Raw genomic sequence first — 21,507 nt, forward strand, 5'->3', positions numbered from 1 at the left:
GGCTGCTAACTGGCCGGTTAACAACTTATTTATCACCAATCCACTGAACACGGTAGAGATCGCGACGTCTGTCCAAATAGTTGCGGACGGACCCTTCGTTTTGCAATTTGGTGAGCTTGTCGAGATCAAGATCAACAATCAGCGTCATCTCGGTGTTTGGTGTTGTCTCAGACACAATGGCATCGTGAGGGAACGAGAAATCAGAAGGTGAGAACACGGCAGTTTGTCCGTACTGAATATCTACGTTATCTACTTTCGGCAGGTTGCCCACACTGCCGGCGATGGCCACATAACATTCGTTTTCAATGGCACGGGCCTGTGCACAACGACGTACCCGCAGATAACCATTCTTGGTATCTGTCCAGAAAGGAACAAACAGGATCTGCATTTCCTGTTCTGACTGGATGCGGGCGAGTTCAGGGAACTCCACGTCATAACAAATCAAAATGCCAATTTTACCAAAGTCTGTGTCAAAGACATTCAGGGCGTTACCGCCTTTCATGATCCAGTCTTTCTTCTCATGTGGGGTAGGGTGAATTTTATACTGGCTGTCTATGGTACCGTCGCGGCGGCACATGTAACTGACATTATATAATTCTTCGTCTTCCACAACCGGCATTGAACCGGCAATGATAGTAATGTTGTAACTCACCGCGAGATGAGAAACGGCGGTAAGAATTTCATCCGTATAGCTTGCCAGATGCCAGATGGCATCAATGGACTCCTGTGACTCACTAAGTCCCATCAACGGTGCATTAAAGAACTCGGGAAACAGCGCAACGTCGCAGCCATAGTCTGATAAAGCATCCACAAAATACTCTACCTGTTGCAGTAACTCTTCAACGTTCTCAAAGTAACGCATTTGCCACTGAATACAGCCGATGCGGGCATTCGATTTCTTGCCGCCGAATAAACGTGGATTACCCGGTTCATAATAGATATTGTGCCACTGAAGCAGTGTGGCATAACCCCGGGAGGCTTCATCTTCCGGCAAATAGGCCTTCAGAATTTGTTTTACCTCGAAACCGTTGGATAACTGAAAGGTTAAGATAGGGTCATAAATGTCTTTCGACTTCACCGCTTCAATGTATTCATACGGCGTCATTTCGTGACTGTGTTTGCCGTAATTCGGAATGCGGCCGCCAGCCATAATAGACTGCAGATTCAGATTCCGGCATAACTCTTTCCGCGCTTCATATAAGCGCCGGCCAAGTCGAAGTCCGCGGTAATCCGGACATACAATGACTTCTACTCCGTAGAGCACATCACCGTTAGGATCGTGGGTGGTGAGGTATGCGTCACCGGTAATCTCATCATAGGTATGTTTGTCGTCAAACTGGTCGTAATCCACAATAACTGAAATGGCAAACGCAACCACTTTGCCTTTATCTTCAATACAAATCTGGCCTTCAGGAAAGGTGGTAACCTGAGCTTTGTAATTTTTGAATGGCCAGGCGCCTCCCACGTTGGCGTAAACCTTGTCCATCAGTTCTTTTACATCATCATAGTCATCCAGCGTTAAGTTACGCAGTTCCAAATGATGCTCTGTTTCTTCGTTATGATGAATATCCTGACTCATTAAATTCGCCTTACTCTTTGATTTTACTACACCGGATGTATACACCATGACAGAAAGAAAAGATCCTTTCCATCACCTTGTCACAGTGGTTAAAAATTGATTGCCAAAACCACTTTTCCGTCGTATAAGTCCGCCAGTTTTTTTACTTACTCACACACAATAATGACTGCACTTCTGGCTGATGACATTCCTGTCGACACGTCGCTTTTTACCCGTATCGCGGATGACATTTATTCGCAGGGATACAGCGTACAAGAATATGCTCTACCCGAAGCATTGGCGAATGCTTTATTTTTGCAAAACAATGCGATGAATGAAGCTGAGTTTCAGGCTGCCGGCATAGGCCGCAGTACTGACTTTCAGGAAAACAGCTTCGTACGGCGGGATGAAATTTGCTGGATAGACGGCTCGTCAGCGGCGGGCGCTGACTGGCTGTCGTGGACTGCACAGCTTAAACAGTTCCTGAACCGTAATCTGATGCTGGGTTTGTATTCCTTTGAAAGCCATTTTGCCGTGTATCAACCCGGGGCATTTTATAAACGTCATCTCGATGCCTTCAAAGGTCAGACGAACCGGGTTTTGTCTCTGGTCACTTACCTTAATCCGGACTGGCAGGAGGCTGAAGGCGGTCATCTGGTCATTTATACCAGTGAAGAAGACAAAACCGGCATTCGCGTTTTACCTAAGTTCGGTACGGTTGTGGTGTTTCTGAGTGAGGAATTTCCTCATGAAGTATTGCCGGCTACCCGCAGCCGGTCGTCTATCGCTGGCTGGTACAGGGTTAACGGCACCATCGGTGACGTCATTGACCCTCCTCAGTAACCAGCAGATGCATCGCTTCTTTGTAATCAAGGTTTATGATGGCAGTGATAATAGCTTCACTGCCATCCTCACCGTACTTGTCTTCCAGTGTATTCCGGTAAGGTTCAACGTCGCTCTTGCGCAGATAATGATGGTTTTTAACGGCCAGAATTAATTCATCCAGTCCGGCTTTCGTTTCACCGCCCTCCGGTTCAATAAAAGGCTTGCAAGCCTTCAGCGCCTTACCGGTATTGTTGTAAACGATATTAAATTCTTTTCTCAAATCCCGCGTTGACTGCAGTTTACCTGATTTGTGTAAGTGCTCTGCTTCTTTAACCAGGGTTTCCAGCCGGGTGGCCCCGATGGACATGGATAAGCCTTTCATCGTGTGCAGGCGCCGGCCAATCTTTTCATCGTCGCCATGCTCACTGAGTTCTTCATCAAATTTGGCAAAATGAAGATGGAAGTTTTCCAGCAAACCCAGATACGTCAATACATCATTTCCCAGTCTGCCTGTGGCGGCATCAATGTCGAAGCCAATCAGCGTGGTCGCCAGAGCTTTACGGATAGCTGCATCATCCTGATCCTGTTGGTCCCGGGGCAACCTGACGACTGAATCTGCTTTGGCGATTTTTTTGACCAGTACTCTTTCCAGCAGTTTGTATAAGTCTTCTCTGACTACAGGTTTGGCGATATGTCCGTCCATACCGGTCGACACCACTTTTTCTTTATCCGACTCCATCACCGCAGCAGACATAGCATAAATGGGAATGGTTTTACCCACCGGCAAGTCGCGAATTTTGCGGGCAGCGGTAAATCCGTCCATATTCGGCATCTGCAAATCCATCAACACAATATCAAAAGGTTTCTTCTGAAACTTACTGATGGCCTCAACGCCATCTTCAGCCACGACTACTTCCAGCCCTACAGCATTCAACAACTCTGTAGCGACAAACTGGTTTGTTGGATGGTCTTCCACAAGCAGCACAGATGCGCCGCTGAACATCAGTGGCGGTTTTTCTTTTGTCCTGTCTTTTAACGTGTGATTACGATTTAAAATAGCGGTGACGGATTCTTCAAGGTCGGACATCACAAAAGGCGTGACAAGCCAGGCCGATGCCGTGCTTAAAATAATATCACTGGCTTTTTCATGAAAATGGCTTTCAGAACTCAAAAAGATAACGCCTTTCGTTATCATATTATCGTGCTGATTGCTGAGCAGTGCTTCCATAACTGAGCCTTTTTCTGCATTATTCAGTGTTGTCATATCAATCATAACAACGTCGAAATCTGTGTCCCATTTCTGATGCAGGTAGTCGTAATTATCGACAATGCTGACCTCACAGCCCACAGAGGTAAAATACTGTTCTATAACAGGAATATGCCTTGAAGAATTCCCGATAATCAGTGTTCTGGCATTCAGCAATTTCCCTTCCAGCGTGGTGGCATGGTGCGCGTCAGCGACAAGTGGCAGGGTGAGAGTAAAGGTGCTGCCTTCACCCGGCGTACTTCTTACGGTCAATGAGCCGTTTAACAGTGTGGCAAGGTGTTTACAAATTGACAGGCCCAGACCGGTGCCGCCAAACCTGCGGCCAATAGAACTGTCAGCCTGAGAGAAAGACCTGAACAGACTTTCAAGCTTCTCCTTATCAATGCCGATGCCGGTGTCAGATACCGCAAACTTCACCATATACGTGCCGGATACGGGGCTGAGTTCAGCTGTTACAGACAGGGTAACTTCCCCTTTTTCAGTAAACTTAATCGCATTACCCAACAGGTTGTTGATGATTTGAGCAATGCGTGTGGCATCACCGATAACAAATCTGGGAACGCTCTTTCCGACGTCTGAATCGATAAACAGGTTCTTTTGTGTCGCCGTGGTAGAGAACAGGTGCAGGCTGTTTGATAACATTTTGTAGAGATCAAAAGGGGTGTTATCGATTTCCAGTTTGCCGGCTTCCAGCTTAGAGTAATCAAGAATATCGTTGAGGATTTGCAGTAAAGAGCGGGATGAAGCCTGCACTTTTTTCAGATATTCCCGCTGCTTATTACCCATTTCCATTTTCAGCACCATGTCTGTTAATGCGATAACAGCATTCATGGGGGTGCGGATTTCATGGCTCATGTTGGCCAGAAATTCACTTTTAGACTGATTGGCATCTTCAGCACGGTCTTTCAGTGATAACAGATTGTCCTGCATCTTTTTCAGTGGTGTGATATCCAGAAAAGATCCCATGATTTTGAGTGGCCGGCCTTTGTCGTTTCTGTCGAAGACCACATCCTGCGCCATTAACCATAACCAGTTTCCATTGGCGTGTTTTACACGGTACTGGAGGGTGAATACATTACCGTCGGTAGGATCACTGAGCAGATGATGGAAATGATGTTTTACCTTGCCCAGGTCTTCGGAGTGGATCAGCGAACTGATACCTCCGTTCAGATTATTGAGCTGTTCAAGAGAGTATCCTGTAATTGCAGTATAGCGGTCGTTAACAAACTGATTTTTTCTGTTTTTTACATCGAAAATGTAGACGCCGGCAATGGAAGCGTTAATTGCTCTTCGCGTGATGCTTTCACTTTCAATCAACTGCCCCTGAAACTGTTTTGCTTCAGTGACATCTTCAAACATCACGACCAGCTTACCCGGGGAAGTATGAAACAAATACAATTGAAGGCTCTGTAAACCGGGAACGGGGAGAGTAATTTCGGTTTTAATCGCTTTTTCATGGCCTTCTGCGACAGATTGCATCTTTGCTGTTAGCGCAGGCTGTGAAATAAATACATCAGGCTCGCATTCTGAAAGCAGTCCGTCAGCAATAGTATTTGATTTCAGTAATACAAACTCTTCCTGATGATATTTATAAAAATGGACACCCATTGGCATATGTTTAATGAGGCTGTCGGTGATGGAGCGGCTGGCCGCTAATGCCTGCTCGTTGTTTAACCGTTCGCTGATATCCTGCACAGACACATAAATAGTGTGCGCATCGTGTTGAGCACGGTTAAGACGGATCTCCAAAGGTACAGGGCTGCTATCTTTTTTATAACCGGTCACTATCCGGTTCATGCTCAGTGCTGCATCAATGGCGCTGTCGTCGATGAATTGTTGCATGAGTTGATCATGTTTTTCCGTGAACTCAGTGGCCACCAACAGATTGATATGGCGATTTTCAAGTTCATCTTTTTCATATCCAAAAATAGAGCAGGTCGCTTTGTTAGCGACAGTAATTATACCATCGGAAGCCAGCACCATGATGCCCACATGGGCACTGTCTGTACTTTCACGCAATATTAAATCCTGCTGGTGCTCATTTTCCAGGCGTAAATTTTCCAGCTTGGCATTGCTGGCGTCTTCCATCGCTTTTTTTAACTGATTAACGTTTGGCAATTGCAGAGCGGCAGGAATGGAACTATATACTTTATAGGCGGTAATACACGAAACAATGGCGGTGACGAGTTTGGCGATACCATGGAGGCCGTAAGCGCCATGCCAGATAACGAAGATACTGATGAGATGCGTCACACCACATAAAGCGATGAAAAGAGAGAAAAGGATAAAAATACCTTTAAACTTTAGATCGCTTCGCTGCCTGACAAAGTAAAAAATGGCAATGGGAATTGAGAAGTATGCCGTGGCAATGAGCAGGTCAGAGATGACATTTAGCCACAAAATTTCCGGGTTCCACAGGTAGCAGTGTCCGTGCGGCATGAAGTTAGTACGCAATAAGTTATCTAATACGTTGGACATAAAAAGTCGTTTTGTTCGCCATGTATTTCATAATAGAAAGGTTTTTGTATTACTGCGAGTTGTTATTGGTTTAAGAAACAGGATTTCAAAAAATGCCCATATCACGATCCCGCGTGCTAATTGTCGATGATGACATTACGACAATCAGGCTGATCGCCGAAGCACTGGCGACAGATTACGAAGTGATTATTGCAACGGATGCAGAGGACGGCCTCGAACAGGCTATTTCAACTGAGCCTGAGCTTATTCTTCTTGATGTATTGATGCCGGAAATTAACGGCTTTTCTTTATGTCGGAAATTAAAGTCTGACGAGCGTACCCGCCGTATTCCCGTAGTGTTTGTTACCGGTTTAACCGAAGTCAGTGACCAGGCTAAAGGTTTCGAAATTGGTGCGGTTGACTACATTACTAAGCCTATCGAAGTGCCGTTGTTGCGGGCGCGGGTAAAAACCCATGTGCGCCTTTACCGGCAAACTATGCAACTGGAGTCGCTGGCCGCCACAGATCCTCTCACCGGGCTTTCTAACCGGCGTAAGTTCGATGAGAGTCTTGCCCATGAAATCGAGCGTTGTCAGCGTAGTCAGAGCGAACTGGCATTGTTGATGATCGATATAGATGATTTCAAAGCCTATAATGATAAATACGGCCACGGTAAAGGTGACGATTGCCTGATCACCGTAGCTAAATTACTTAAAGACAATGCCCGCAGGGGAACAGATTTATGCTGTCGTCTGGGCGGGGAAGAATTCGGTATTATACTGGGTGAGACCGACAGAGCCGGCGCAATGACGCTGGCTGAGTACATCATTTCTGTGTTCAACGAGTTAAAGCTGCCTCATGAAACGGCCTCAGCCTTCCCTTTTTTGACTGTAAGTATTGGGGTGTCAGTTATGGATATGCGCAGTGCCCTGAAAAACCGCGTATATGGCCGTGACCTGGTAGACAAAGCGGATGAAGCGTTATACCGGGCTAAATCTCTGGGCAGGAACCGCGCCGAATTTATGCCTCTTGCATTTCCTATGGTAAAAAAAATAGGATAAAACCCGTAGCCGGTCTGCTTCATATTGCTACTAAAGTCGTAACAGTTTATTGTAAACGGTAAATATTGCGAACTTTACACAGATGGCAGGCCGCATTTTATTCCGGTGAGACGGAATTAACATGGTGAGTTTGTGCTGCCACTGAACAGGGAAGAAACGCAAAGGCATTCGGATTAGCAGTAAGATTGGATACACAAATTGGAAAAGTTTCCTCCACTTGTCCCCGCAGAAGAGTTAAAAGTCCTGATTATCGATAATCAGGGTCTGGTTCATGATGTTATCAGCAACGCCTTAAAAGAAGTCGGCATCCGCCGTGTGGACAGTGCATTTAATGCCTTTCACGCTGTTCGCCTTTGTGAGCAGAACACTTATGACTTTGTCATGATCGCTTTTAATGTGAGTGTGGATAAAGACGGCTTTCATTTGTTTGAAGAGCTCAAGCACCACAGTCATATCACAGATAAGACCACGGTTATCTTTCTCAGTGCCGAAACCAGTCAGGCGCTGGTGAACTGCATTGTTGAGTTGCAACCTGCAGATTTCTGGGTCAAACCGCTGGATCGCAACCGTATTGAGCAACGGTTGCGCTATCTGATTAACATCAGAAGTAAGCTGCATAAGCTGCAATGTTGTCTTAATCAACAGGATTATTCTACCGCTGTTTATTACGCAGAGCGTCAACTGATGGATAAGTCCGTCAGCGAATACCATCCCCGCCTGAAGCGTATAATCGGCGAAAGCTATCTTGCATTGCGTGACTACACCACTGCAGAAGTGTATTTCAGGAAACTGCTGCAGCAATACGATCATGCCTGGGTGCATATGGGACTGGCCAGATCGTTACTTCGTCAGAATAAACTGGAAGAAACTGAAACCCTGGTGGAAGATTTGCTGCAACGTGATGATACCCGCTTCCTCACATACGATTTACTTGCACAGTATTACATTGAAAAGGAAGAATTTGATAAGGCGTATGAACAGATGCGTGAGGCCAGTAAGCTGGCGCCGCGGAATATCGAACGTAACAAACGCTTATGGGATCTTGCCAGGTTAAACCATGACAAGCCCGGTCAGTTAATGGCTGTGCAAAATATGGCAAAGTACGCCAAAAATTCAATTCACGATTCGCCGGAACTGACCCTCAATGTTATGCGTGCAACGCTCGATATGGCTACCACCGCTTCTGCCGGTGACGCTGAAAAGCTGGTGAGAAAAGTTGAAGCAGAACTGGCGGAACTGAGTAAACAGCAGGGACTGGATAAAGTACTGACCGAGCAATTTTCTGTACTCAATGCCAGAGTATTGTGTTTGCGTAATCAGAAAAAATCCGCCGAAGCGCTCATGAAGACCAAAAAGCCGGATACGGACGGTCTGTCTATGGAAGACAACCTGGATAAAATGAAAGCGTTCCATGAACTGGGTATGCGGGAGCATTGCCTGGCGTTACTGGAAAAACTGCATAAACAGATTGCCGGGGATACCTTTACCAGTCAGGTTGTTGATGAATACCTGAAACAGGAATCTATCGAGCGCAAAGAGATTAATTTTACCACCCGTGAGCTAAAAGACATGGCTGCGGTAAATTACAAAGAGAATCGCTTTGTGCCGGCGTACAATAACCTGCGACAGGCACTCACGTTATCTCCCGGCAATAAGCAAATTGCGCTGAGCCTGCTTAAGGTACTGGTGCAACTGAATAAGAAAGAACCTTTGAGCGACGAACAGCTGGAGCAGGCTGTAAAAGCTGCTACTACGTTATCCGGCGACGGTCTGGGCACTACCCAGGCAGAAAAGCGCAACGAATACGTGCATTTGCTGAATATCGAAGAGCAACTGAGCGGGGTTGATGAACCAGCCTCTTCTCTACTGACCTGACACATCGCCCGATGCCGGCAGCTACGGGTTAGCTGCCGGCGCCTGCGTTTTAGCTGCCGGCATCCCGCGCCGCTGTGCTGTGTTGCGAAATCTTCATTGTATTGTCACTTGATCCCGGCAACATACTTTGCCAGACTATAAATTGCATTTTTCGCTCAAATTCAAATCCAATAATCAAAAAAACTGATTAAGCCTTTCAATATTACCAATTATCTTTTTGAACCCTGCACGACTATTCTAATCACAAGTCAACGGGGACGGGTTCAACAAACCATAAAGTTCGAACCATGTTTCTGATTAATTCGTAGATACCGTGTCCATTAGTCAACCGGTTGCCCGGTGCGAACGACACACAACAAACTAACTTAATGGAGATTAACCAATGGCAATTATCAACACTGCTATCAAACCTTTTAAAGCAAATGCATTTAAAGACGGTGAATTTGTTGAAGTAAGTAGTGAAGACATCAAGGGTAAATGGGCGGTATTCGTATTCTATCCTGCAGACTTCACTTTTGTTTGCCCGACTGAACTTGGCGACATTGCTGACAAGTACGAAGAGCTGCAAGCCCGTGGCGTAGAAGTATTCTCAGTATCAACTGATACACACTTCACTCACGCTGCATGGCACGCGTCCTCTGAGACCATCGGCAAAATCAAATTTGCAATGATCGGCGACCCTACCGGTGAGATCACACGCAACTTCGATTGTATGCGTGAAAACATGGGTCTGGCTGACCGTGGTACGTTCGTAGTTGACCCTGACGGTATCGTACAGGCAATGGAAATCACTGCTGAAGGTATCGGCCGTGAAGCAGACGACGTAGTACGTAAAGTTAAAGCAGCACAATACGTTGCTTCTCACCCCGGTGAAGTTTGTCCTGCTAAATGGAAAGAAGGTGAAGCGACATTAGCGCCTTCATTAGACCTGGTAGGCAAAATCTAAGGTAACGTTGTTTACCAACTCTTTGTGACGGTGCAGGCAACTGCCTGCACCTCCTTAACACTAAGCAAAAGGCAGAATTACCGTGTTAACTAAAGAAATTTTACAAGCATTGAAAGGCTACACCGCGTCAATGCAGAAAGAAGTAACATTCGTTGTCCAGACTGGCGAGCACAGCAAGCGTGGCGAATTGGTTGAATTTCTGTCTGGCGTAGCAAGTGTAAGCGACAACATTAAGTTGGAAGAACGTGATACAAATGGCGTTTTACGCAGCGCGACAAGCTTCCTGCTTGAAGCTGACGGTGAAGATACCGGTATTCGTTTCTCCGGCATCCCGGGCGGACACGAGTTTAACTCGTTAATCCTGGCAATCTTACATGCGTCAGGCACAGCGCTGAAAGTAGACGACAATCTGCAAAACATCGTTAAAGGTGTCAACGAGCCGCTGCACTTTGAAGTGTTTATCAGCTTAAGTTGCCATAACTGTCCTGATGTTGTGCAGGCGCTGAATCAGTTTGCATTATTAAACCCTAACATCACATCTGAAATGATTGATGGCGGTGTTTATCCGAAACTGATTGAAGAAAGAGATATTCAGGGTGTACCGAGTGTTTACTTAAACGGCGAATTATTCGCTAACGGCAAGGTAGATGCGTCTACTCTGCTTGATAAACTTTTAGAGCGCGACCCGTCGCTGAAAGAAGCGAACAAGGGTAAGAGCATGCCGCTGCAGGACGTAACCGTGATTGGTGGTGGTCCGGCAGGTGTGAGTGCCGCAATCTACAGTGCACGTAAAGGCTTAAACGTGACCATCGTGGCCGACCGTTTTGGTGGTCAGGTAAAAGATACCATGGGTATCGAAAACTTAATCTCAGTGCCGAAAACCACAGGACCCGAACTGGTGGGCAACCTGATGGAGCACATGAAAGATTATGACATCACGTTGAAAGAGCACGTGAAAGTCGAAAACATTGAACGTGGCGACATTAAAATCGTGGCGTTGTCATCCGGCGAAGAAATTCGTACCCGCTCTATCATAGTGGCCACAGGTGCCCGCTGGAGAGAACTGGGTGTACCGGGTGAGAAAGAAAACGTAGGTAATGGCGTGGCATACTGTCCGCACTGTGATGGTCCTTTCTTTAAAGGAAAAGACGTAGCTGTTATCGGCGGGGGTAACTCAGGCATCGAGGCTGCTCTTGACCTGGCGGGTATCGTGAAGTCTGTCACCGTGTTCGAGTTTATGCCAACGCTGAAAGCCGATGATGTGCTGGTTAAGCAGGCTGAAAAACGTGACAACATTACCATTCTGCGCAATGTAGCAACGAATCAGATTGTGGCAGATAATGGCAAAGTAACGGCCATTGAGTACACAAATCGCGAAACGCAGGAAGTGACTACGTTACCGCTGGCAGGTGTGTTTGTCCAGATTGGTCTGGTACCGAACAGTCAGTTCATGCAAGGTGTCGTGGATATGACCAAACACGGTGAAATCATCGTTGATAATAAGTGTATTACTTCCGAGAAAGGCATTTTTGCAGCCGGCGACGTCACCACCGTGCCGTACAAGCAGATTGTCATCTCAATGGGTGAGGGCGCAAAAGCATCATTGTCTGCCTTTGAATACCTGTTGACTCACGAAGTCCCTGCAAACGAACAGGCTGATGCATAACGCATCGCAATAAAGAACTGACCGGCATCCTGTGATGCCGGTTTTTTTATGTCCGCCGTACTGTGATAGTTATTCCCGCCACGCCCAGTCTGTATGCTGCAAACCCAGCAGGGTAATAAACTGGGAGTAATCGTTTTTGCCCATCGCCATGGCAACGGTTTTAAATACCGACTTTGCCCGTGAAGCTTTTGCCTGAAGCAGTTCAAGGCGTTTCTCTGAATGGCTGTCGAAGCGGCTGGCGAGGATGTCGTCTATTTTATTTACGGTATGCCAATACGCCAGAACGTTGCTGATAAGCTTCTGGTAAATGCTTACCAGTCTTTTGTCCTTAAATACGTTTTCAAGTCCGGCACTGCTCACTGCCTGTTGAAAAGAGTGTACCGTTTCATGCTCAAGCATGCCTTCCAGTGCTGACAGTTCTCTGAGTAAATCATTCAGGTATTTTTGATGTTCAGCACCGGCGTAAAAACCGCTTTCCTGCATTTCGATATCACTGAGAAGGATATCTATATTCACCAGGTGCCGCTGTGTCGTGGCGATCATTACAACATCAGAATAAAGAAAATAATCAGTGAGCATACACGAATTTCCCACGTAAAGGGTAGGGAGAGCCTGATGAAACCTCTCTGATCCATAAACGGATCTGCATATTGCTTGACAAAAGCGCTTATTTGATTTAAAAACCGACCAGTTGGTTTGTTTTGGAAGAGTGATGACAGAATCAAAAGCGGATACGTCGCGAAAGCGTATTTTGGATGCTGCCACAGAAATTGCTATTGAACAGGGGCCCAAGGTGCTAACCCTGGACAATGTGGCAAAGCAGTGCGGAATGAGCAAAGGTGGTGTTATGCATCACTTTAAAAACAAAGATGCATTACTGGCCGGTATGGTGGAAAGCATGATTGGCATGATGAAAACTGAACTGTATGAAGTTGAGAAAGCCCATGCTGATGCGTTACCGGTGACAAATTTGTTGCGTACCCGCCAGCGGGCACACGAAAAGCTTGCTGTGCATCAGGCCAAAATTTTGCTGGTCGCGGCGGTGGAAAATTCGTCGTTATTGGCACCCATGCTCGAAATGATGCAAAGCAAACGTGAAGAAATTGAACAGCGCGACGCGGTGGATGAAAGCACCCTGTTGTGGCTGGCGGCTGATGGACTAAGCTTTCAGGAGCTGATGGACATCAGTCCTTTCACAGCAGAAGAGCGCATTGCCCTGCGCGGGAAATTAATTAATAAAGCGATTGCCTTAGAGGAAGCACGAAATGAAAATCAGGATTAAATTACCGTCAATTATGGCAATCGCAGCAGCATCTGCGGCTTTTCTGCTCGCAGGATGCAGCGGTGAAGCGCAGGAACAGAAAGCGCCGCCGCCACCGTTGGTTCAGGTTTATGAGGTCGGCGCAGACGATCAAACAGTCGTCAGACACTTTGTTGCCAGAGTGGATGCTCTGAGTACGGTGGATTTATCTTTTCAGGTAGCCGGACGCATAAACCAGCTGGCAGACCGTCAGGGGGTTGTGGTACCGGAAGGTGAATTGCTGGCCGCCCTGGATCCGCAGGATTACGAGCTGGCCCTGAAACAATCTGAAGCCAGTTTCCGCAAGGCAAAGTCTGATTTTGAACGTGGAAAACAGCTTCAGAACGATAATTACATCAGTCAGAGTGAATTCGATGCGCTGGAAACTGCTTATGAAAATGCGGAACTGGCTGTGGAGAATGCCGGTATCAATATTGAATATACCGAACTGCACGCGCCTTTCGATGCGCTGATCACTAACCGTCTGGTTGAAAAGTTCTCGTATGTGCAACCGAATCAGTCTGTGCTGCGGGTACAGAACATTAATTATCTGCGGGTTCACGTGAATGTTCCTGAGCAGCTAATGCGCTACGCCGTGGAAGAAAACCCGGTGTACCAGGCTTATCTTGAAGATGAAAACGGCAATCTGATTTCGGGTGACGACGGCAAACCGGTAACTTTAAGTTATCTGGAGCATAAAACTGAAATTAATACATCAACGCAAACTTATCAGGTGACATTTAAATTGCCCCGCCTTGAGCATCTGGACTTGCTGCCGGGTATGGTGCTGACAGCGCGTATTGTCGTGGCAAACCCCATCGGGCCGGTCGGTCTGTGGGTGCCGGTGAGTGCTGTTGATACTTCTGGCAGTGAAGACTTTGCGGTATGGCGGCTGGAAGGGGATAAAGTGGTTTATCACCCGGTGACAGTAGGTCTTATCCGTGATGATAAAGCGCAGGTAACAGCAGGACTGGAGGCCGGTATGCGGCTGGTGGCTGCGGGCACAGACAGCCTGCAGGATGGTATGACAGTACGGGAATTTAACAAGGAGAAGCCTGTACTATGAGAATCGCCACTTATTCAATTAAGAATCCGCTGACAGTATGGCTGCTCATGCTGATCTGCCTGATTGGCGGTGTCACCGGTGTCGTTGCCATCGGCAAGCTGGAAGATCCGGCTTTCGCGGTGAAAACCGCTATCGTTACTACCACGTATCCCGGCGCCACTGCCGAGGAAGTGGAGCTGGAAATTACCGAACCGCTTGAATCTACTATTCAGCAGCTGGCGCAACTGGGTGATATTACCTCCCGTTCTCTGCCAGGGCAGTCTCAGATCACGGTGGAGATCCGTGACGACTTCAACAGTGACAATTTGCAACAGGCCTGGGATGAATTGCGCCGCAAGGTGTCTGCGGCAGCCATGAAATTGCCGTCAGGAGCAAACAGTCCGGTGGTGAATGATGACTTCGGCGATGTATATGGCATGTTTTACGCTGTGGTGGCTGAAGGTTTTTCAGACCGTCAGCGCCAGGAGCTGGCAACACGGTTAAGACGTGAAGTGCTCACTGTGCCGGGCGTAACACAGGCACAACTGGCCGGCGTGCCGGAAGAAACTATTTATGTGGAAGTGACGCAGGAAAAGCTGGCCAGTCTGGGGATTTCTATGTCCAGTATTGCCAGCGTATTTCAGACCGAAAGTGATATTGCCAATGCGGGCAGCATGCGTCTGGGCGAGCGCCGGATCCGGCTGGTTTTGCCTGCCGGTGATGATTCCGAAGAAACCATTAAAGGTTTGAAATTCGGTGTGCCCGGCACCACCGAACAACTGCACATCGGCGACATTGCCCGTGTGTACCGTGTGGAATCTGAATCGCCGTCACAGGTTGTCAGACATAACGGTCACGAAGCGTTTACTCTGGCCATTGCCGGTCGCAGTGACCGGAATATTGTAGATATAGGTCACGCGGTCGAAGCGCACCTCGACGAACTGCGTACCCACTTACCTCTTGGCGTGGATATTCTGCCGATTTATGAACAGCATATTGTGGTAGATACAGCTATCAGCGACTTTCTGGTGAACCTGGCGGCTTCTGTTGCCATTGTTGTTGCTGTACTTTTGCTGGTCATGGGCTGGCGCGTCGGCGTTGTGGTTGGCGGTACATTGCTGCTTACTGTACTTGGTACCGTGCTTACCATGTGGATATTTGAAATCCAGATGGAGCGGATTTCCCTGGGCGCACTTATTATCGCCATGGGGATGCTGGTGGATAACGCTATTGTTATTGCCGAGTCTATGCTGTTAGGCATGCATAAAGGTCAGGACTCGGTATCCGCTGCCGAAGATGCGGCACAACAAACCCAGTACCCGCTGCTGGCTGCCACCGTCATCGGCATTCTTGCCTTTGCCGGCATCGGACTTTCACAGGATACCACCGGCGACTTCATGTTCTCGCTGTTCGCGGTGATCTGTATATCACTGCTGCTCAGCTGGATTCTGGCTGTTACGGTAACGCCTCTGCTGGGGCACTACCTGTTTACCCAAAAAGAAGCTGGTGAAGATGCCGGTCACTATGACGGCGGAGGCTACCGTTTTTACAAGGGGTTACTAGGTGCAGCGCTGCGCTTTCCGCGCATTACCGTACTTGTGCTGGTTGCCACGACGGCGGTAAGCGTAATGGGTTTTGCGCTGGTGAAACAGTCCTTTTTCCCGCCGTCCAATACGCCCATTTTCTATATTAACTATACCTTGCCTCAGGGCAGCGACATCCGTGCTACTGAAGCTGACATTGCTGATATAGAAGCGCTGGTGAAAGCCCGTGACGAGGTAGTCAACGTGACCAGTTTCATCGGTATGGGCGCCAGCCGGTTTATGCTGACGTATTCACCGGACCTGCCAAACCCGTCATTTGGTCAGTTAATTGTTCGCACGCATAACCGTGAAGAAATACCGCTGGTGATGAACGAATTGCGGGCGCAAATTCGTGAACGGCACCCTCAGGCTGATGTATTTACCCAGCGTTTGTTCTTCGGTCCGGCTACCGGTGCGAAAATAGAGGCACGGTTTAAAGGTAATGATTCTGCCGTGCTACGGGAACTGGGAGCAAAAGCTGAAGCATTAATGCGTCAGGAGCCTACCATTACCGATGTGCGTCAGGACTGGCGTCAGCGCGAATTCACCATCTATCCGGTAGTGGATGAGCAGAAAGCGAAAATTGCCGGCCTGTCGCGTACTGATATTGCTGACGCAACGGAATTTGCCACGGTAGGTAAAACCGTAGGTATTTATCGTGAAGACGAACGTCAAATCCCGGTGGTGATCCGCCCGCCTGTATCAGAGCGTCAGAACATGGACTGGCTCAGAGATCGTTTGATATGGAGTGAAGTGCAACAGGACTTTATCCCTATCACACAGGTAATTAAAGAGTTTGATGTGCAGGCACACGACGGCATTATCAAACGCCGTAACCGTGTACGCACGCTGACCGTTCAGGCAGAACCCGCCGGCGATTACACCGCGGAGGAAGCCCGCCGGAACGTGGCAGCCGTGATTGAAAACATGTCTCTGCCGGACGGCTACAGTTTTGAGTGGGGCGGTGAGTTTGAAAGCTCCCGCGACGCGCAAAAAGCGCTGGGACAGCAGTTGCCGCTGAGTTTTCTCAGTATGATTCTGATCACCGTATTGCTGTTTAATGCGGTCAGGCAGGCATTGCTCATCTGGTTTATTGTGCCGATGGCGATTTGCGGTGTTACAGCAGGCCTGGTGTTTACCGGCATGCCATTCAGCTTCACGGCATTACTCGGGTTGTTAAGTCTGTCGGGCATGCTGATTAAAAACGCCATCGTTCTGGTGGATGAAACCGATCTGCGCCGCAAAGAGGGCGGAGCTCTGAGAGACGCGATTGTCGGTGCCAGCCTCAGTCGTGTAAGACCGGTAGTGCTTGCCGTGTTAACCACTGTTCTCGGTATGATCCCGCTGCTGTGGGATGCATTCTTTGCAAGTATGGCTGTGACTATCATGTCCGGCCTGACCTTTGCCACGTTACTCACGCTGGTGGCGGTACCGGTATTGTATTCGCTGTTTTTCAGTGAGAAGGACATGGGTCACTGATTGCGACTTATTTGTGTGTGAGTGTCATATCCCTTCGTACCGGCGCATATTTTGCGCCGGTGCTTTTTCTGCTCCGTTAATCACGGCGTATACTGCGCTGCAGTTTTCGTGATATTAATGATAATGAATATCTTTTACATTTCTTAAGGGTGTTTGTACTATTAGCGTTTAAATGACTAGCGCACAGGACAAGTGCACAAACCTGCCTTCAGGTCAATCCGGACGTTATGACAAATATCATTCTTTCCTGCGGGATCAGTGCCTTATCACTGGTTCTGCTTTATGTAAGCTGGCAGAAGCAACATCGTGTCTGGCTGTGGTTTTCTTTGCTCGCTTTCGCGGGATCTTTTTTCATGTGGAGCAGGGCAACCGGCTGGGAGACAGGCAGTGTGTTCGCCCTTTGTCTGCCTGCTATCGGAGTGTGGCCGTTGATTTTAGCAAACCGGCAAACGCTGCCGTCACCTAAAAATCAGCCGGCACCCAAACCGTTGAGTTTTGTCAGACGGGAGGTGTTGCAACATGCCGGTCATTATTTGGTGATCCTGATCGTGCTGTTAGTCGTCAGTTTACTGTCCAGTCTCGCTGTCAGTCTGGCGCTGCCCATGAAAGAAACAGGACAACTGGCAACCTGTATTGTGTTGTTGCCGGTTACCTGGGGCCTGCTGGGATATCACTACTTTGCCGTTGCATCAAAACCAAAAGCCCTTGCGCTATACACAGTACTGGGTGCTCTCAGCGCAGCGTATCTTCTTTTCATTCCGGCATTTCAGGCAGTATCAGTATGAATAAAACAACAAAACAAGCTGCATTAAATGCCCACAGCTGGGTGGGTGTGTTTTTAAGTGTATTGCTGTTTCTTGTGTGCTGGTCCGGTACGCTGGCTGTGTTTCATCAGGAATTTGAACGCTGGGAGCAACCGGGTGTTACGGAACTGGAAACGGTATCAGGAGACGTAATTGATACCGCCATGGCTAATTTCCTTGCTGAACATAAAGAAGAAACTCATCATCTCTTCGTCGTTTTGCCAACCGCGAATATTCCCAGGCTTGTGGTTGAAAACGATCACACCGCCTGGTTTGCCGGTGCATCCGGTGAACTGCTGGAAGAGGAATCTGTGTCCTTCACTAAAATGCTGGTGGATTTGCACCTGTATCTCAATTTGCCGGCAAGCTGGGGCATGATTCTGGTGAGCGCGCTGGGTGCCATTATCGTCACGTTAGTGATAAGCGGTATTGTGGCGCATAAACGCATCAAAAAAGATGCCTTCCGTTTACGACAGGGCGGAAACGGTCAGCAGTATCAAATTGATTTACATAACCGTTTCGGTTTGTGGGCATCACCGTTTCATCTGATCATTGGTATCACCGGTGCGTACTTTGGTCTGGCGGGTCTTGTGCTGGTGCTGGTCGCTCAATTGTATTTTGGTGGTGACCGTGATGCGGTGATAGAAAAGATTTTCACACCGGACCCTGAATTGTCGCAGCCTGTTTCGACTCCGCAAATCGGTAAAGCCGTAGAACAGATGGCCACTATTGCCCCTGATAATCAGCTGATTTTCCTCACCGTGCATGAGGTGAATACACCGGAGCAATTCATCGAAATTTATGCCAGAGTGCCGGGTAAAATGATTTACTCAGAGAATTACCGGTTTGACAGTGCGGGGAATTATCTCGGTACAGCCGGCTATGCAGACGGGCACTGGGGCAAGCAGGTGGTTTACGCCATGTATCGTTTACACTTCGGTGATTTTGCCGGTATTCCCTCTAAGCTGTTGTATTTCGTTCTTGGCCTTATGCTTACCGTGTTGTGTATTTCCGGTATGGAAATCTGGTTGGCGAAGAAGGCCAATCCGCCGCTGGCTACACGCTTATGGCATTGTGTAGTATGGGGAAGCGTATCGGCCCTGGCGCTTACTGCGCTGGTTGATATGTTTGCTGCCATTCCGCTCATCCCTGTTTTCTGGATAATGATGGCCCTCAACCTCACTCTTACGGTAGCGGTTAAGTCGCTGGATAAATCCGCCTGGCTTGGATTATCGGCGCTGTCGGTGTTAGTGATGCTGTTCGCTTATGTCATCTGTCACGGCGGGGATGCCATGTCATTGCCGGCATTGCAACTGAACATACCTATGCTCGCTTATGTTGGCTGGGCATTACTCAGGTGTAAACAGTTAAGGGCGGGAACGAACTGAAACAGGAGGCTGATGCCTCCTGTTTTTTTATGCTTTTAGCGGGCTCTTTGCTGGCGCTGACCGGGTTTCCCTTTTGCGCCGTTTCTGCCTTTACCAGAGGCATTTTTTTCGCGGAAGCCTTTTGGCGGTAAACCGGTGTGCTTCGTTAAAGCCCGTTCACCCCGTTTGCCTTTTTGCACCTTCTGGCGTTTTTCGTCTGCGGTTTCCGGCGGAACCAGATGCTGAGGGCCACGACCAATCAGATCTTCACGTCCCATTTTCTTCAGTGCTTCGCGGATTTGCGCAAAGTTCTTCGGATCATGGTAACGCAGCATGGCCTTGTGCAGACGGCGGTGAATTTCACCTTTTGCTGAGGGTACCTGTTCACTTTCTTTATTGACCTTACGCAGCGAATTCACCCCGGTGTGATACATCGTGGTGGCTGTCGCCATAGGTGACGGATAGAAATTCTGTACCTGATCCAGCTTAAAGCGGTTTTCTTTCAGCCAGATTGCCAGGTTCAGCATATCTTCATCCGTTGTGCCCGGGTGAGAGGCGATAAAATAAGGAATGAGATACTGTTTTTTACCGGCTTCGGCAGAATACTTATCAAATAATTCCTTAAACCGGTAGTAACTGCCCATACCGGGTTTCATCATCTTGCTAAGCGGCCCTTCCTCGGTATGCTCCGGCGCAATTTTCAGATAGCCACCGGTGTGATGAAGTGCCAGTTCTTTCACGTACTCAGGATCTTCAACCGCCAGGTCGTAACGTACGCCAGACGCAATCAATACCTTTTTGATGCCGGGTAATTCCCGTGCACGGCGATACAAATCGATAGTCGGCTTATGGTCGGTATCCATATGTGCACAGATAGACGGGTACACACAGGATGGACGGCGACAGGTAGCTTCCGCTTTGGCACTTTTACACCGCAGGCGGTACATGTTTGCAGTAGGTCCGCCCAAGTCGGAAATGACACCGGTAAAGCCCGGCACCTTATCGCGGATCTCTTCTATTTCACGAATGATTGAATCTTCAGAACGGCTCTGAATGATGCGGCCTTCGTGTTCTGTAATAGAACAGAATGTACAACCGCCGTAACAGCCACGCATGATATTAATGGAAAAACGAATCATGTCGTAAGCCGGTATTTTTGCATCACCGTAAACCGGGTGGGGGATACGCTGGTACGACAAATCAAATACCGCGTCCATTTCATCGGTTTCCAGCGGCATGGCCGGCGGATTGATCCAGATATGACGGTCGCCATGGCGTTGCATTAACGCACGGGCACAGCCGGGGTTGACTTCCTGATGCAGAATACGGGATGTATGGGCATAAAGCGCTTTGTTGTCTTTTACCACTTCATAAGCAGGTAGTTTTACATACACGTGTTCCCAGGGCTTGCGGCGTTCAACCGGCTGGATAACAACCCCTTTCGCTTCCGGTGCTTCAGAGGACGTTGCGTCTTCTTTATCACATTCCGGCAATTCCTGATAAGGCGAGGGGATCGGGTCTATTTTCCCCGGGCGATCCAAAGAAGTGGAGTCGACACCCTGCCATTCCGGCAGTGCCTCTTTTACGATAATCGCTGTACCGCGCACATCACGGATATCTGCAATGTCTTCACCGGAGGCCAGTCTGTGGGTCACTTCAACCAGCGGGCGCTCGGCATTACCGAAAAATAACATGTCAGCTTTACTGTCAAACAGCACGGAACGTCTGACTTTTTCTGACCAGTAATCGTAGTGTGCAATCCGGCGAAGGCTGGCTTCAATGCCGCCAACAATAACCGGCACGCCTTTGAAGGCTTCACGGCAGCGCTGGGAATACACGGTTACCGCACGATCAGGCCGTTTGCCGCCCACATTGCCCGGGGTATAGGCATCGTCATGGCGAATTTTCTTATCCGCTGTGTAACGGTTGATCATGGAATCCATATTTCCGGCAGTCACGCCGAAATACAGATTGGGTTTCCCCAGTTTCATGAAGTCGTCTTTACTGGTCCAGTCAGGCTGGGCAATAATGCCCACACGGAAACCGTGGGCTTCCAGTACCCGTCCGATCACCGCCATACCAAAACTGGGGTGGTCCACATACGCATCACCGGTGACCAGAATCACATCACAGCTGTCCCAGCCGAGCTCGTCCATCTCTTCCTTTGACATGGGTAAAAATGGCGCAGTACCGTAGCAATGAGCCCAGTACTTCGGATAGGAAAACAGGCCGCGGTCAGCCTTGATGGTAGCTTGCATGACAATAAACCGGAAAG

General features: G+C 48.4%; 14 protein-coding genes. 10 read left to right on the forward strand and 4 right to left on the reverse strand.

Translation table 11 applies throughout. From position 1 onward, the window contains the following. Window positions 1-25: 25 nt before the first annotated feature. Complete coding sequence (locus tag ACXAGC_RS16870; protein WP_303574325.1) at window positions 26-1,579, reverse strand: bifunctional GNAT family N-acetyltransferase/carbon-nitrogen hydrolase family protein; 1,554 nt, start codon at window positions 1,577-1,579, stop codon at window positions 26-28. A 162-nt stretch (window positions 1,580-1,741) separates the two neighbouring features. Between ACXAGC_RS16870 and ACXAGC_RS16875 the strand changes: the two genes are divergently transcribed. Then, entirely contained in the window at window positions 1,742-2,401 is a 660-nt protein-coding gene (locus ACXAGC_RS16875; protein WP_474845655.1) for a 2OG-Fe(II) oxygenase, read from the forward strand. Here ACXAGC_RS16875 and ACXAGC_RS16880 read toward each other — a convergent pair. Continuing rightward, window positions 2,382-6,128 (reverse strand): ATP-binding protein, encoded by a 3,747-nt coding sequence (locus ACXAGC_RS16880; RefSeq protein ID WP_474845657.1) that lies wholly within the window; start codon window positions 6,126-6,128, stop codon window positions 2,382-2,384. The genes ACXAGC_RS16875 and ACXAGC_RS16880 overlap by 20 nt on opposite strands. A 92-nt stretch (window positions 6,129-6,220) precedes the next feature. Between ACXAGC_RS16880 and ACXAGC_RS16885 the strand changes: the two genes are divergently transcribed. The 4 genes from ACXAGC_RS16885 (at window position 6,221) to ahpF (ending at window position 11,655) form a co-directional block, all read left to right on the forward strand. Then, complete coding sequence (locus tag ACXAGC_RS16885; RefSeq protein WP_474845659.1) at window positions 6,221-7,168, forward strand: diguanylate cyclase domain-containing protein; 948 nt, start codon at window positions 6,221-6,223, stop codon at window positions 7,166-7,168. A gap of 198 nt (window positions 7,169-7,366) precedes the next feature. After that, window positions 7,367-9,043 carry a response regulator gene (locus ACXAGC_RS16890; RefSeq protein WP_474845661.1) on the forward strand — a complete coding sequence of 559 codons (1,677 nt, stop codon included), beginning with the start codon at window positions 7,367-7,369 and terminating at the stop codon, window positions 9,041-9,043. A 382-nt stretch (window positions 9,044-9,425) separates the two neighbouring features. Next, on the forward strand, window positions 9,426-9,989 hold the full coding sequence (gene ahpC / locus ACXAGC_RS16895; protein WP_119501027.1) for an alkyl hydroperoxide reductase subunit C: 564 nt from the start codon (window positions 9,426-9,428) through the stop codon (window positions 9,987-9,989). Between the two features lie 82 nt (window positions 9,990-10,071). Next, entirely contained in the window at window positions 10,072-11,655 is a 1,584-nt protein-coding gene (gene ahpF, locus ACXAGC_RS16900; RefSeq protein WP_474845663.1) for an alkyl hydroperoxide reductase subunit F, read from the forward strand. A gap of 69 nt (window positions 11,656-11,724) precedes the next feature. Here ahpF and ACXAGC_RS16905 read toward each other — a convergent pair whose 3' ends face one another. Next, on the reverse strand, window positions 11,725-12,198 hold the full coding sequence (locus ACXAGC_RS16905) for a hypothetical protein (RefSeq protein ID WP_474845665.1): 474 nt from the start codon (window positions 12,196-12,198) through the stop codon (window positions 11,725-11,727). Window positions 12,199-12,367: 169 nt separating this feature from the next. On the opposite strand from ACXAGC_RS16905, the gene ACXAGC_RS16910 reads away from it, so the two are divergent. The 5 genes from ACXAGC_RS16910 (at window position 12,368) to ACXAGC_RS16930 (ending at window position 19,253) form a co-directional block, all read left to right on the forward strand. After that, window positions 12,368-12,937, forward strand: coding sequence for a TetR/AcrR family transcriptional regulator (locus ACXAGC_RS16910; RefSeq protein WP_474845667.1), 570 nt, complete (start codon window positions 12,368-12,370; stop codon window positions 12,935-12,937). After that, window positions 12,921-14,021 (forward strand): efflux RND transporter periplasmic adaptor subunit, encoded by a 1,101-nt coding sequence (locus ACXAGC_RS16915; protein ID WP_474845669.1) that lies wholly within the window; start codon window positions 12,921-12,923, stop codon window positions 14,019-14,021. The genes ACXAGC_RS16910 and ACXAGC_RS16915 overlap by 17 nt, the downstream gene beginning before the upstream one ends. After that, a complete protein-coding gene (locus ACXAGC_RS16920) occupies window positions 14,018-17,062 on the forward strand; it encodes an efflux RND transporter permease subunit (RefSeq protein ID WP_474845671.1) in 3,045 nt (1,014 codons plus the stop codon). Before ACXAGC_RS16915 ends, ACXAGC_RS16920 begins: the two co-directional genes overlap by 4 nt. Window positions 17,063-17,289: 227 nt before the next feature. Beyond that, on the forward strand, window positions 17,290-17,847 hold the full coding sequence (locus ACXAGC_RS16925; RefSeq protein WP_474845673.1) for a hypothetical protein: 558 nt from the start codon (window positions 17,290-17,292) through the stop codon (window positions 17,845-17,847). Then, window positions 17,844-19,253: a PepSY-associated TM helix domain-containing protein gene (locus tag ACXAGC_RS16930; protein WP_474845675.1), complete on the forward strand. Its 1,410-nt coding sequence runs from the start codon at window positions 17,844-17,846 to the stop codon at window positions 19,251-19,253. Before ACXAGC_RS16925 ends, ACXAGC_RS16930 begins: the two co-directional genes overlap by 4 nt. A gap of 35 nt (window positions 19,254-19,288) precedes the next feature. Here ACXAGC_RS16930 and ACXAGC_RS16935 read toward each other — a convergent pair whose 3' ends face one another. Continuing rightward, the gene (locus ACXAGC_RS16935; RefSeq protein ID WP_474845677.1) at window positions 19,289-21,490 is read right to left on the reverse strand and encodes a YgiQ family radical SAM protein; all 2,202 of its coding nucleotides are present in this window, start codon (window positions 21,488-21,490) and stop codon (window positions 19,289-19,291) included. Between the last annotated feature and the right edge of the window lie 17 nt (window positions 21,491-21,507).

This window comes from Alteromonas sp. AWJ4_197 (assembly GCF_056160285.1).

Excerpts from the sequence above, each read along its gene's own strand:
- ACXAGC_RS16870 (WP_303574325.1), bottom strand. The coding sequence starts at position 1,579 with ATGAGTCAGGATATTCATCATAACGAAGAAACAGAGCATCATTTGGAA.
- ACXAGC_RS16875 (WP_474845655.1), top strand. The coding sequence starts at position 1,742 with ATGACTGCACTTCTGGCTGATGACATTCCTGTCGACACGTCGCTTTTT.
- ACXAGC_RS16880 (WP_474845657.1), bottom strand. The coding sequence starts at position 6,128 with ATGTCCAACGTATTAGATAACTTATTGCGTACTAACTTCATGCCGCAC.
- ACXAGC_RS16885 (WP_474845659.1), top strand. The coding sequence starts at position 6,221 with ATGCCCATATCACGATCCCGCGTGCTAATTGTCGATGATGACATTACG.
- ahpC (WP_119501027.1), top strand. The coding sequence starts at position 9,426 with ATGGCAATTATCAACACTGCTATCAAACCTTTTAAAGCAAATGCATTT.
- ACXAGC_RS16905 (WP_474845665.1), bottom strand. The coding sequence starts at position 12,198 with ATGATCGCCACGACACAGCGGCACCTGGTGAATATAGATATCCTTCTC.
- ACXAGC_RS16910 (WP_474845667.1), top strand. The coding sequence starts at position 12,368 with ATGACAGAATCAAAAGCGGATACGTCGCGAAAGCGTATTTTGGATGCT.
- ACXAGC_RS16915 (WP_474845669.1), top strand. The coding sequence starts at position 12,921 with ATGAAAATCAGGATTAAATTACCGTCAATTATGGCAATCGCAGCAGCA.
- ACXAGC_RS16920 (WP_474845671.1), top strand. The coding sequence starts at position 14,018 with ATGAGAATCGCCACTTATTCAATTAAGAATCCGCTGACAGTATGGCTG.
- ACXAGC_RS16925 (WP_474845673.1), top strand. The coding sequence starts at position 17,290 with ATGACAAATATCATTCTTTCCTGCGGGATCAGTGCCTTATCACTGGTT.
- ACXAGC_RS16930 (WP_474845675.1), top strand. The coding sequence starts at position 17,844 with ATGAATAAAACAACAAAACAAGCTGCATTAAATGCCCACAGCTGGGTG.
- ACXAGC_RS16935 (WP_474845677.1), bottom strand. The coding sequence starts at position 21,490 with ATGCAAGCTACCATCAAGGCTGACCGCGGCCTGTTTTCCTATCCGAAG.